Here is a 13,705-nt window from a genome sequence, read left to right as displayed (position 1 = left end):
GCGACTCGACCGTGAATCTGCCCATTCTGCCACCCTTGTGCTTATAGCTACTTTCTTCTTTCTGGACTTTGACTTGCAGAACGCGGTTCTTCGTGGACACTGTTGTAGTGGTTGGGCAGATTCATTACTTTAGTGCTGTTTACAAAGGGTATGGCCACTCGCCATATCTGGACGTTACCTTCAATTATCTTCTATATGAGACATATCCTTTTAGTATTTGTATCAGCGATTCTAGTTTCTTGTGGAACTGAAACGAAGAACGAACAAAACTCTAGTACCGAATATGCTACAGAGAAATCTGCGTATGTCGTTAACCCTGAACTGGTTGACTTGCTGTTCATATTAGAAAATCACAACGAACAAGAATACCCTTTTAAGGAAGTTGAGACCCAAACAGTTGACCTGAACAATGATGGGAAAAATGATAAAATCACTTTGTTCATTATTGAGAATTGGGGAGATCCGGGGAACTTTCAAAAAATCAAGATTGAACTATCAGGTGATGAATCTTATGAATTTTCAAACTACGGTGGTTGGGTAACGTTCAATGAAAATTATTCAATTTCTGAGAAGATAGCAGCAAAAAACCAACTTGAGTCTGAGAACATCCTTCTTCTTAACGCAACACCAAATTCAAAGCTGATTTTACTCTTTGGATGGGTTTATGCTAACGATCCAGGTCTTGTAACCATTATTGATCCAACCAATAGAGCAATTCTTTTCAACAGAAATTGGGATTTGCAGCAAATAACAGATACCAACTCGGATAACTTCCTTGAACTGCATGGAACGTCTGTATTTGACGGAACTTCCGAACTTATTGATTTCGGTAACTCAAACATTCAACTGCTGAGCGAAAAATAAAAAGAAGGTAACAGGCGATATGGCCAAACTGCCTATCTGATATTTCAGTGCAATCCGCCCGTGAACCTGCCCATTCTGCTGATATTTATGCTTCTAGGCACTTTCTTCTTTCTGGATTTAGTCTTTCAAAACGCAGGGCATTGTGGATACTGTTGCGGGGGTTGGGCAGTTTCACTACTTTAGTACTGTTTACAAAGGGTGTGGCCACTCGCCATATCTGATCGTTACCTCCATAATCGCCATGAACGAACTAATTCTCAACTTCAAAATCATTGGCAAAATTCTTATCGGATTTTTCCTCGGACTTTTGGCATTAACAACAATTATTGGAACGATCGGTTTTTTCGTTTTTCCTGAAGACGAAATCCTAACCAAAAATATCAACGACACTTACTATTATACCGAACAAACAAGCGGGTGGGCAACAACTTCTACTGTTCATGAGATTAAAGTCTACGAACGACGAGACAACTGGTGGGATCGAGAACTCGCGGATCTTTCAATGTATTATAACAACGAAAAGATTGACGTTGAAACCAAATCGGGTATTCTCAAGGTTTGGGTTAACCGTGAACTCAAGCTAACTCATAAGATTAGCGACGGAACAATAACATTAAATCCAGACCAACACTGGAACAAATAGAACGAGAGGGTAACAGGCGCTAGCACGAATGCGCCAACTGCTATTTTATAGACTTTAGTGCGAACATCGCCATGAATCAGCCGCTGGGCAAGGTCAGTGCTTTCTACTTAGCGCATCTCGCAGGATTTTTTCATCTTTCTCAACGCAGTGCTTTCTACAAACTTTGGAAGCACCGGCAGATTCATTAGTTTTATCGGAACTTGCGAAGCTCGGGGCGCACTCCTGCTAGCTTGGCGTTGGAGTCCATTGTCTCCCAGATCAAATGAAGAACCTTAACCTCTTATTTCTCCTAACCTTTCTTTTCGCCTGTGGAACAACAACTACCAAGCAAGTAGTTGCCGAACCAACTTTAACTGCGAATATTGAATCTGCTAGATCAGATACTGCAACCATATTTGAACCACAAACTTTTAAGCCTGAAATTAAAGCGGACACTATTCCCAAAATACTGCTTGAGAACAGGCAAGCGGGAGGTTACGAACTAACTTTTACAGAGCTGACTCACAAACAAGCCGACTCACTCCAAAATAAGATAACCTCAACCCCTATTCCTCTTTCAGCACCTAACAACATAATCACAAAAACTGACTCCTGTTTTATAATTCAACTGGCGAACACAAAACAAGATACGGTATGCAATTTTGATGACGGTGAGTATCACGAAACTTACATACTTAAAGGAGTTTGGGAAGAGGCTAACCAACTATTAGTGAATTTTGAGAATTGGGAGGAACAGCATGATTATCTTATTAACCTTAACGATGGTAGTCACTACATATTAGGACCTGAATATCGACTTTCTCCCAACCGAAAACTGATGCTTTCATTTGTTGATATGATTAGCTACCCCATCTACCCTAACGAGTTTATTCTATCTGAATTCAACCAAAACGGATTTAACGAGTATTTCAATATTGATTTCGGTGAACACACGGTAACATCCGCCAACTGGTTGACGAACGAAGAACTTCTAATAACTGCTGGACAGATCAACTACGAAACATTCGAACTTGCTAACGAAACAACCTACTTGCTAAAATTGAATAAAACGGACTCCAACAATCGCTGAGCAGGAATGCGCCAAACTGCCTCTTTGCTGGCTTCAGTGCAAACATCACCATGAATCAGCCGCTGGGAAACGGTTGTGCTTTCTATTGAGTTCTGCTCGCAGGATTTTCATCTTTCTGAACGCAGTGGTTATCTGATACTTTGGAAGCACCGGCAGATTCATTAGTTTTATCGGAACTTGCCAAGTTCGGGGCGCACTCCTGCTAGCTTAGCGTTATGATCAATCTTTCTACTGCAATTATGATTCCTCTTATTTTGATTTTAGCAGGTTTGGTAACTTCCACTTGCAGAAGGATAAATATTTAACTAGTATATCAAAATTAATTTTAAAACTATAGAATCTTCACATTGAATAACAAAATCCAAAATGGAAAGCCAATTAATAAAACTTCGAAATTTTAACCTTATTAAAGGAATATCTTTTCTATTAATAGCAGTTATTATATATGCCAATAGCAGAATAGGCTATACTAATTTCACATACTTAATTGGAGGAAGTATTATCCTTTCTAGTATTATTCATCTTGCAGCAGGACTTTCAAATGTAAAGAAATCAGTTGAGAACAATTATCTTTTAATTATAGGCTTAATTGTTATGGTGGGGAGCATCTTTATTTTGGTATTTCTCAGCCAAAAGTATCCTTACTACTCAAATAGGATTATACTTTCATATTGGTTAGTAATTCAAATTGTATTTTTGATATCATACATGAGTTTACTATTTAGGAGAAGCAAAAAGCAATTCAAAATTTTAGTGCTATTCTTCACCATCTTGATTTTCTTAACATTTACAGCTCTTTTTAATGATAAACAATCATTTGCCATGACTTTCGTAATATTCCCTTTTGTTTTTATAGGTATACTAAATATTTATGTTCATTTTATCTTTAGAAAACATAAACAGTGTGAGAGTAGAAATTCAAATATTGAAGATCATAACAAACGTGGCTGTTGCACAACCCCTCAATAGTTGGTAAATACCTAATACTGTTAAGCATTACCTGTCTCTAAGCTTTGTAATCGAGGTTTTCAGATAGGAAAATTTGACCATTTCGGGGGAATTTGAGTTGTGCAACGGGCACAAACACTATCATCCATAAGCTAACAGAGCCATTTGCAAAAGACTGGTGCGATGAGATACTTTTAAAGAAATATGAAAAGTCCAGCTTACGGATGATAGTTGGTCGTTATCAGCAACGGATGCAAACTGAAGAATCAACGAATAGATAAAGTATGAAATTAGACATTGTTAAGATTCAATTAACTGCTCTGCTCTTTCTTCTAATTCCGTTGTATTGTAAATCACAATTTCAATTATCGGTCGGTGGCGGACTAGCATATTCGGATAGTCCAATGCCACATATAATAGTCGAACCCAATTATCAGGTTAAGGACTTCATATTTGGGTTTGCCGGTGGTTACCTCATCTCAGATAACCACAACTTAACTGGTCAACTGTATGTTGACTTGTTTCCTCCATCAAGATTTTCATTTTTAGATAAAAAATGCTTCTTTGGAATGGGAATTGGATCATTTTATCGTGAACCTGAAAATGAAGGAGATAAAGAATTTTTAATCGGATTTTCACCCAGAATCGGTTACAAAGTTTTAAAAAAAGCTAGAGTCATGCTTTCCGTTATTGCCGCTGATTCAGATGTAGGCGAAGTAACGCTAACTAGCTTCCAATTTCTTTACGATTTCTAACCTTGTTGAAAAGTATAAAGCTGATAACACTGGATAGAGACGAATGGCCTTTACTACCTTCGAGCCATCTTCTCTGCAACTAGACCACTAAATCTGCCCCTGGGAAAGAGAGTGGTTATCTGCTGAGTGATATACGCAGGATCAGGAGACTTTCTGAGCGCAGTACGAACTTGACAGTTGTATCTCACGGCAGATTTAGCTACTTTAGATTTTCATAGAACCGGGAGGGCCACTCGCTCTATCCGGGCGTTATATGACAATAAGCGGAACGGAATCAATGAATCTTAGATCAATTTTTTTCTTTCTCTTAATCTTAATCCTTACACAGTGTAACAACAAATCAGAACATTGTGAAACTTATGAATGTAGAAGAAAAAACATGTTTGTGTATCTTCAGAATCCCAATCCAACGGTTGAAGAACCAAACAAACTTATAGTCAGACGTAAAGAATTTTATCTTCCTAAAATGCGGGTTTTTATAGGCTATTACGACTCTGAGTTTGAATTACCTGAAGACGAAGAACCGCAATACTTTGAAGGAAATGATTCTATAGCCTCAATGAACCTAATATTCGAAACAGCCGGAGAAAAAACAGTCAGAGGAATAATTGAAGAATACGTTAAAGTATCTGAAGACAGCATCGAATCCTATCGCTATCCTTTCGAGGTTAATGTCACTGTATCTGCACGAACACAGACCAATCAAATCGGCATCTAACATGATGTGGTGGCCGTATATGCGAACTGAGTACTTAACCAATTCCAGTGTGACTCGACCACTAAACTGCCACTGGGAAATGAGGTGTTTTTTATCCGGTGCAGAGCGCAGGTTTTCTCTTCTTTCTGAACCTGCCTTTGCCGGCAGGCAGGCGCAGTGCCACTTGGATACTTTGGAAGTACCCCTTTGCCGGGCGCGGCAGATTTACTATTTTAGAGCTATTCATTAGCTGTGGGCCAGGCCGCGTAGGCATACGGAATCGATAGCTGATCGATAGCCGCAAAAGAATTATGGAAAAAACTATATCATTGATTATTGCTTTATTTCTATCAATCACCATAAATAAGGCCCAGGCCCAACAAAAGGACTTTTGGGACTTAGAGTCAGTTATGAAAGGAACGATGTTAAAAATTGATCTGCCTCTTTTAAAAAAAGACACGTCATTCATTAAGAATCCTCCCTTCTCAACAACAATTTATACTGGTTTATACGAAGAAGCTCAAGAGCCAATTCTTGAATATGTCAAAACTGACTTAATACAAAGCTTTAGAAATATTAATCCAAAGCAAATTAATGATGCAACTGTAAAAAGGATGTTTGATAAATATTGGAACTATTATTATCAGGAACGTAATGGGGGAATCAGTACCATAGAAAACTTCATTATTTCAGAGCATCATTTGAGATTAATTTACTATAAACATGTAGCGGAAATCAATTTAATCTGTGATAAAGAGACTCCCACTCTCTTTTTAGATAAGGTATTTAATGATGCATTTAAAATTGGGCAAGTGCAAAAGGTTAATATAGGAGTTTTAGTTCAGCAAGGTGAAGCCAAACAAATTTGGTTTAAACAGTTAATATTAGAAGATGACACTTACATAAACCCTCATATAACTTTTGATGAATGGTCGAAATCTGGTTTTAATCTTCAAGATAAAAATGTAAATGTCTCAACAATAGAAGTGCCCAACGAATATGAAATCATAGATGAAGTTGAAATTGATTTCGGTGATCATTAAAACGTAATCTATGGAAACATGACATCTAACAAACCCGGTCTAACTGCTGCCAATTAAAAAAACCGGAGACTTATGCCTCCGGTTTTTTTATGGATTCCGAGTAATTGGCCTTGCTTATCTGACAATCAGTCTGAGCGTTTTACCTGAAAGTAGCTTTAAGTAATAGACCCCTTTTTCAGCATTTCTCAGCCGGACATCTCCTTCATCCTCCAGCTTAAAGAGCTCCGTTCCTGTCCCGTCGTAGACCGTTCCGGAAACCGGAAGGGAGAAGGTAAACCGGCCGTCAGGGGAGGGGTTCGGATACACATTCACCTGATTTTCTTGTAGTTCAGGTGATCCTGTCACGACATTGATACGGTTAATTTCAAGCATGTCTACCGTATGGGAAACGTTGCCTTCCGAAAGGCTGATCAAGTCTGATTCACCACCGGAAGTAGAAGGTTTTTCCACACCTACACTGAAGTCACCGAAAGGGAGGTTATCAAACACATAGCTGCCTTCGGAATCGGTCAGCGTCCAGGCAACTATATTCTTATCATTATCCCGTAAGTATACGGGTATGTTCGCCGTGCCCCCGGCAGACAGTCTGCCTGCGGCATTGCTGTTCACCCGTCCGTAGACACCACCTTCGTATAGCTCCTCATCCGCAAAGGCAATACTTCCGGAAATCCTGCCATTGCCTTTTGGCAGCTCCTGATTGATGGCTATCAGGGTGATATCTACCTCGAAAACAGACTGCTGGACTCGCAGGGAGTAGGCTCCTCTCCAGGCAAAAGCATTTACAAAGTATGTGGGCAGATAATTACGGTACGCCCCCATTGCCGGCAGGGCATACAGCAGGTAATTTCCATCAGCTACTCCTGAGATGGTATAGTCTCCTGACTGAATAACCCCATAATTTACCGCTGACCAGTCTCCGTAAACCTCCTCAAAAAGGATAACAATTCCTTCCTGTACCAGATTATTGTCCGCGTAGACCTTCCCGGAAATGGTATAGCCACTGCTATCTGCAACATCCGTAACATTGATGGTATCGGTAGCAAACACATCACAACCCCCGGTAGTGATGCCGTGAAAGATTACGGGGTAGAGGCCATTTGCCGTATACTGGTGAACCGGGTTGGGGATTGATGAAGTATCCCCATCACCAAAGTCCCAGGTGAGTGTCTCTAAAGGTGCTGATGCTTCATAGGCAAAATTGTATTCCCCCGGCCCATTATCAGGACCTTGTGAAACAAAGATCGACGCTTCCACACCCTCGCATGAGGTGCTGTCTCCAACATCCGTGACATTGACACTATCGGAGGCGAATACCTCACAACCCTCCACGGTTGTCCCCCAAAAGTTGACTAGATAGAGCCCATTAGAAGCATACTGATGAACAGGGGATACGGCCTCCGAGGAATCTCCATCGCTGAAACCCCAAAAGAAAGTCACCAATGAATCGGTAGCCGTGGCCTCAAAGCTGTAGCTGCCGGGTGAGGATAGTTTCGTTGCAGAGATTGACGCTTCCACACCCTCGCATGAGGTGCTGTCGCCAACATCCGTTACATTGACACTATCGGAGGCGAATACCTCACAACCCTCCACGGTTGTCCCCCAAAAGTTGACTAGATAGAGCCCATTAGAAGCATACTGATGAACAGGGGATACGGCCTCCGAGGAATCTCCATCGCTGAAATCCCAAAAGAAAGTCACCAATGAATCGGTAGCCGTGGCCTCAAAGCTGTAGCTGCCGGGTGAGGATAGTTTCGTTGCAGAGATTGACGCTTCCACACCCTCGCATGAGGTGCTGTCGCCAACATCCGTTACATTGACACTATCGGAGGCGAATACCTCACAACCCTCCACGGTTGTTCCCCAAAAGTTGACTAAATAGAGCCCATTAGAAGCATACTGATGAACAGGGGATACGGCCTCCGAGGAATCTCCATCGCTGAAATCCCAAAAGAAAGTCACCAATGAATCGGTAGCCGTGGCCTCAAAGCTGTAGCTGCCGGGTGAGGATAGTTTCGTTGCAGAGATTGACGCTTCCACACCCTCGCATGAGGTGCTGTCGCTAACATCCGTGACATTGACACTATCGGAGGCGAATACCTCACAACCCTCCACAGTTGTCCCCAAAAAGTTGACTAGATAGAGCCCATTAGAAGCATACTGATGAACAGGGGAGACGGCCTCTGATGAATCTCCATCACTGAAATCCCAAAAGAAAGTCACCAATGAATCGGTAGCTGTGGCTTCAAAGCTGTAAGTACCGGGTGAGGATAGTTTCGTTACAGTGATTGACGCTTCTATACCCTCGCAGGAGGTGCTGTCGCCAACGTGCTCACGGTATTCGGGCGAACCATACAAGTGAGTTTGAAAAAGAATGCTTAGCAGGAAACTAAAAATTAGAAATTTCCACTTTATAAAGTCTGATTTTCTGGTCATATGTTATAAAAGTTTGGTTTGTTTAATGCTAGGGCAGCAACATACCGTTTTACCCTTACCGCCTGAGGAGATAATTTTCTGACTGGCCTCCTTAATTGGCCTGGATTATCCTGGCTAAAAGAAGAAGCGCACACCCAGGGTAGCATGAACAAAACCTGTTTTCAGGACCGAACTATTCAGGAGAGGCTCAAACCTCCCTTTGTATTTACTCTCTATAAAGAACACCGAATTGTAAGCGGGTCTGTATCCCACCTGCATTAGCAAAGCATAACTTAAAAAAGGAGCCGTTTTCAAACCCATCAATTCCAGCTCAGCGGGTCTGTTGATATACAATGAAACAGCACCCTCTCCTCCAATCCATATCGAGAATTTATTATTAAGGTTTACCTGCCAGGTCAGACGAATGGGAATAGAAATACTCTGAACATTCGTGGAGCTTTTTTCCGTGTGGGAAATAGTGCCGGGATAAGCTGTAGAATCCACCACATAAAAATATTGCCGCTCCCCATCTACGATAATGTAATAGGAGGCCGTGGTATCTACCTCATAGGCCGTATACATTGAATCCGTCCTAAGCTCAGTAGTAAAGTAGGCACTGGAATAATCAATACCGGTTCCCAGTCCGATTTTTTGTTTCTCATACTGAAACCTCACGCTCATATCGACCATCGGCTTGCTATCGATCGAATAGCTGGTACCTGTCTGGTCCGGTGTTTCTTTTTGCTGAAAGACAGGAAATACGAAGCCTGCGACTAAAGATACAGAAAGATTTCCCGGTTTCATGTCATATTTGGTAACGGTTCTGACCACCCTGACTGTATCATGGTGTTTTTCAGTGACGACTCTACGAACGGTATCATAAACGGTTTCAACGACTTTTACTGTGTCATAAATGATCGCCACTGAATCTTTTATCTGGGGAGGGGCAGTTTTCCGGATATTTTCCTCTGGTGGTTTCTCTTTAGCGGGCGACTCTGTGGAGGAAGTGATCAGCTCTGCAGGTGGCTCACTTTTGGTGGTGATAATGACCATATTCTGCATAATGCTGTATTCCAAACGAAGAGGGGTCAGGATGTCCCGAAGAATGACATCCACGGATTGCTCCGTAAAATGCGCGGTTACCCTGGATTTTTTGGGAAAATTGTCCGGGTTGTAGGAAAACAGATAGCCGGAAAGGTCACTTAGTTTATCCAATGCGTGCTCCAGCTCTGTGTTGTCAAAATGCACAGTGATCTGCTTTCCCTGGGAAAAGGTAGACGAATACATGAAAAGCAAGGAAGCAGGAAGTACCAACCATCTAACCATCACCTGTTCAATTGCACCTGTTACCTGTAAGTATGTATTTCTGACCGTCTTTTTTTACGGTGATCTTTAGCGTGGCTTCCAGAACTTTTAGAATAAAATCAAGATCACGATTCTCAAACTTTGCGGTGATCTTACACTGCGACAGATCCTCGTGAAACGTGATGGAGACGTTGTACAACGCTTCCAGCCTGGCGACTACATCCGGCAGTTCCGCCTCTCTGAATTCCAGGAAGCCGGTTTTCCAGGCCAGGTAATTGGCATCAGCCACCTTATTTTGCTTCGTTGCCTGTGCGTCATCCGATTCCTTTACCACCTGATCTTCTGCTGTGAGTAAAAACGTCTCATTGTCTTTCAAAAAGGTGGTTTTCACTTTCCCTTCTTTTACCGTGACCTCAGTAGGCTGATCGGGATAGGCCCTTACATTAAACTGTGTACCCACTACCTCGATCCGGGCATCCGCTGTGGTCACCACAAACGGGTGCTGCGGGTCATGCCGGACCTCAAAAAAGGCTTCCCCGGTGAGCTTCACCCTTCTCTCTGCAGATCCTTCCTGCTCATACCTAAGGTTGGAAAACTTGTTTAATGCTACCATGCTGCCATCCGGGAGGCTGTACTCTGTGATGGTACCGACGGTCTCGTAAGCCTGCTCCACTTTAGCAGTCTCTTTAAAAACACCCGAATAGATTACAACCGCAGCAGCCACTATCAACAGACTAATTGCAGCTGCAACCCGCCAGACCCCGTATAGACGTGGGCGTTGTTCACCCTGCATCTTTCGGTGTACCTTCCGTAAGGCCACATTTGCGTCCAGTTTCTTTTCTGCCAGAAGCCCGGTAAGAAACCACGTGTCTTCCATCGCTTCCCGGTCCGGAGCTTCCGATGTATCAGCAGGCCCGTTCCCGGTGAGTGCTTTGGCTATTTCAATATCATGCTTATCTTTTTCTTTCATGTGTTTAAAAGTTGCTGAAATCAGCGGTTTGCTGCAACTCTTTGATCATACCCAGTTGGTATGGCTCAATGTCTAAGTTGAGCATTATGTTCATTTCATAGATATGACATCTATACTTATACGACAACTTATCGACGATTGTCCCTAGACCCAATCCATAAAAACTGCCAGAATGGGTAAATATTCCTTTAGCCCCTCCCGAAGCGACCGGAGTGCTTTTCCCATCTGGGCTTCTACTGTTTTTACTGATATATCGAGTTTTTCAGCAATCTCATAATACTTCAGCCCCTCAAACCGGCTCATGCAGAAAATAAGTTTCCGCTGCTCGGGGAGTGCGGATATATTGTTTTCAATAGCCTGCTTGAGTTCCTCCGCAACGAGCTGGTCCGACATCTCGTAGCTGTCACCCCGCTGCGTCACATAGTCGAGGTATTTATCCCTGACTTTAAAGTGTTTTATCCGGTTAACACAAGCATTGTGCGTGGCAGAGTAGAGGTAGGACTTGATGCTTTTCCGGATCACCAGTGTACTCCGGTTTTCCCAGAGGTTGAGAAATATCGTCTGCACAACCTCCTCCGCTTCTTCCCAATCATTGACAAAAGAAAAGGCGTATCTGCAGAGGGGCTCATACATATCCACAAATAACTGATCAAATGCGTATCTATCACCTTGTCGAATCCTTGCTATTACCTGGTTTAATGTCAAAGCGGGCGAGTTTACTTCTCTCAAAGATAATGAGAAGCATTAAGTTAAGAAGGGTGTACGACAGTTTTGCAAAAAAATGACCCTGGCGTTATAAGAGGTTTTCACACAAAAACACCAATATTCCCCTTTAGAAAAAAGGGGTGTAGGGGAATGTTTATAAGCAAGTTGTTTTTGTGTGAAAATTGTTGGGAACATTCAAATAATGCAAAACTGTAGTACACCAGTTAAGAATATTCCGTTTCCGAGAGTCCATTTTGGAGAAAGCTGCGGTACCATTACGCTTTGTTTGATTGGCCCCGTTGTTGGTGTTTTCACCAACAACACCAGGTGGCTCACAGGCCAGCACCGGGTTGTTAGGGAAGCTGATCTGTGGGTCACAGAACAGGGATAGAGGATTACTTTGAGATCCCATCAGATTACTCCAAGGCTTTATCAGATTACTTTCCACTCTCATTAGATTAGTCCAAACCCTCATCAGATTACTTTTCATCCGTATCAGATTAGTTCTCACTTGTATCAGATTACTCTGTGACCCCATTAGATTAGTCCAAATCCTTATCAGATTACTTTTCACTCGTATCAGATTACCTGCAGAGGTCATCAGATTACTTTCTACCCTCATAAGATTACTCTACGACCCCATCAGATTAGTCTAAACCCTTATCAGATTACTCTGAGACCCCATAAGAGTGAGGCGTCCTAAAATAACTTGACAGGTTTTACATTAATTCTGATTGTAGTTTACAATAATAATTGATAATCCTAATTGTACTTTACCAGTATTGCTTTAATCCTGGGAGAAGTAGACAGGCTAGGATCTAGTCCTGCTTTGGGTTGTCATGTAATTTGTTATTCCTTCATTTGCTTTACAGTTTAAATGGTCATACTAATTCAGCTTTACTTGCTACCTAGTAATCCTGTTAATACTTTACGGGTTGTCAGATAATCCTAACAGGAGTTGACCCTTAAGGAGCTTAATCCTGACTGCTCTTTTCACCTTTTCTTACAGTCCTGTTTAAGCTTACCGATTCCTCAATAGCCTTAGCTGTATGTACCTGCTGTGGTGTCATTCCGTTCAGGCTATCATGAGGACGCAAACAGTTATAAGATGCTACTGCTTTTTGTACCGCCTCTTCTGCTTGATGAGGTGTATCAAAGGACTTCCCTAAGTTATAATCTCCTTTTAAGATACCGTTTACCCGTTCAGCAATCGCATTCTCATGAGGGCTCCCTCGGTGGGTCATGCTTATGCTTGCCCTATGGGTTTTCAGCATGTTTACATACCCCTGGCTGCAGTACTGCACGCCCTGATCACTGTGGTGGATCAGACTCTTCTCCACGTATAGCCTGTTCGAAAAAGCCATTAATAATGCTCTCATGGGGCCATCTGCAGAAAGGTTGTCCAGCAAGCAGTACCCCATGATTTTCCGTGAATAAGCATCTGTAATCAGGCTTAGATACATGAAACGCCCACCTACTGTCAGGTAGGTAATATCCACCACCCAAACTTGCTCTGCTCGCTTTATTTCCAGTCCTTTTACCAGGTTTGGATAGCGTCTAAAGCCATGTGTACTGTCAGTGGTCTGAGGCCTCCTGCGCTTTCTCTGCCGCACTTTCAAGCCATTACGCTCCATCACATCGAAGAGATAGTCCCGACCAATACGCAACTCGTTTTTCGCCAGCTGTTCATTAATAAGCGGCAGTAGTTTACGTGCTCCAAGCTTCTGGATACCGATATGATTACGGATGTCCTTTACCAGCTTAACCACAATGGTCTCTAGTAATGCATGGGATGTTTTGGACTGATGCCAGTGGTACCACCCTTGGCGGGTTTTGCCAAACAGTCGACAAAGGGACGCAAGCCCATTGTCTGGATATATTAATCGCATTATTTGGACTGCTTGGCCCCAGGCTTTTTTCGGATCTGGATGTTAAACTGGTCCTCAGCTACATCCACTAACGTCTCCAGAGCTGATACTTTCAGCATAGCCAGCTCTAAAGCCTTCTTCAGCTCTGCATTCTCCTTCTCCAAGGCCGAGGCGTCTTTATTTTGGTTAGAGCTTTTCATGTTGTTTAAAATACGAAAATATCCCAGATGCTCCAAGGCTTCCTGCTTAAAGGTGTGGACAGTATGGTTTTCCAGCCCATGTTTCCTGGCGATAAAGCTTGTGGACTCCCTGTCCATAACCAATTCTTCCAAAACCACTTGCTTGAACCCAGCACGATACAAGCGCTTACTCTTGTACTTTTTCTTGATTTCTAATGCTTCTGTTGTTTTCATAACTTGACTTGTT

Annotated in this window: 13 protein-coding genes; 7 read left to right on the top strand and 6 right to left on the bottom strand. The window is 42.4% G+C overall.

The features are described from left to right. The first annotated feature begins 195 nt into the window (after positions 1–195). The 7 genes from AC3E9V_RS14420 (at position 196) to AC3E9V_RS14390 (ending at position 6,019) form a co-directional block, all read left to right on the top strand. Complete coding sequence (locus tag AC3E9V_RS14420) at positions 196–864, top strand: hypothetical protein (RefSeq protein WP_488748833.1); 669 nt, start codon at positions 196–198, stop codon at positions 862–864. Between the two features lie 142 nt (positions 865–1,006). Then, positions 1,007–1,507, top strand: a complete 501-nt coding sequence (locus AC3E9V_RS14415) for a hypothetical protein (RefSeq protein ID WP_488748832.1) — start codon at positions 1,007–1,009, stop codon at positions 1,505–1,507. Positions 1,508–1,769: 262 nt separating this feature from the next. Continuing rightward, positions 1,770–2,576, top strand: a complete 807-nt coding sequence (locus tag AC3E9V_RS14410; RefSeq protein WP_488748831.1) for a hypothetical protein — start codon at positions 1,770–1,772, stop codon at positions 2,574–2,576. Positions 2,577–2,942: 366 nt separating this feature from the next. Then, positions 2,943–3,545 carry a hypothetical protein gene (locus tag AC3E9V_RS14405; protein ID WP_488748830.1) on the top strand — a complete coding sequence of 201 codons (603 nt, stop codon included), beginning with the start codon at positions 2,943–2,945 and terminating at the stop codon, positions 3,543–3,545. A 263-nt stretch (positions 3,546–3,808) separates the two neighbouring features. Then, positions 3,809–4,279, top strand: a complete 471-nt coding sequence (locus AC3E9V_RS14400) for a hypothetical protein (protein ID WP_488748829.1) — start codon at positions 3,809–3,811, stop codon at positions 4,277–4,279. A 379-nt stretch (positions 4,280–4,658) separates the two neighbouring features. Continuing rightward, entirely contained in the window at positions 4,659–4,997 is a 339-nt protein-coding gene (locus tag AC3E9V_RS14395; protein ID WP_488748828.1) for a hypothetical protein, read from the top strand. Between the two features lie 290 nt (positions 4,998–5,287). Beyond that, positions 5,288–6,019 (top strand): hypothetical protein, encoded by a 732-nt coding sequence (locus AC3E9V_RS14390; RefSeq protein ID WP_488748827.1) that lies wholly within the window; start codon positions 5,288–5,290, stop codon positions 6,017–6,019. Between the two features lie 114 nt (positions 6,020–6,133). On the opposite strand, the gene AC3E9V_RS14385 is transcribed toward AC3E9V_RS14390, so the two are convergent. From AC3E9V_RS14385 to AC3E9V_RS14360, 6 genes are all read right to left on the bottom strand, one after another. Further along, the gene (locus tag AC3E9V_RS14385) at positions 6,134–8,452 is read right to left on the bottom strand and encodes a PKD domain-containing protein (protein ID WP_488748826.1); all 2,319 of its coding nucleotides are present in this window, start codon (positions 8,450–8,452) and stop codon (positions 6,134–6,136) included. Between the two features lie 114 nt (positions 8,453–8,566). Beyond that, positions 8,567–9,757: a hypothetical protein gene (locus AC3E9V_RS14380; RefSeq protein ID WP_488748825.1), complete on the bottom strand. Its 1,191-nt coding sequence runs from the start codon at positions 9,755–9,757 to the stop codon at positions 8,567–8,569. A gap of 7 nt (positions 9,758–9,764) precedes the next feature. Then, the gene (locus tag AC3E9V_RS14375) at positions 9,765–10,706 is read right to left on the bottom strand and encodes a FecR family protein (RefSeq protein WP_488748824.1); all 942 of its coding nucleotides are present in this window, start codon (positions 10,704–10,706) and stop codon (positions 9,765–9,767) included. Positions 10,707–10,850: 144 nt separating this feature from the next. After that, the gene (locus AC3E9V_RS14370) at positions 10,851–11,411 is read right to left on the bottom strand and encodes an RNA polymerase sigma-70 factor (RefSeq protein WP_488748823.1); all 561 of its coding nucleotides are present in this window, start codon (positions 11,409–11,411) and stop codon (positions 10,851–10,853) included. 974 nt (positions 11,412–12,385) lie between these two features. Continuing rightward, positions 12,386–13,300, bottom strand: a complete 915-nt coding sequence (locus AC3E9V_RS14365; protein WP_488748822.1) for an IS3 family transposase — start codon at positions 13,298–13,300, stop codon at positions 12,386–12,388. Further along, complete coding sequence (locus AC3E9V_RS14360; protein ID WP_488748821.1) at positions 13,300–13,692, bottom strand: hypothetical protein; 393 nt, start codon at positions 13,690–13,692, stop codon at positions 13,300–13,302. The genes AC3E9V_RS14365 and AC3E9V_RS14360 overlap by 1 nt, the downstream gene beginning before the upstream one ends. Between the last annotated feature and the right edge of the window lie 13 nt (positions 13,693–13,705).

This window comes from Marinoscillum sp. HNIBRBA16962, assembly GCF_057801515.1.
This window is presented reverse-complemented; position numbering and strand designations above follow the sequence as displayed.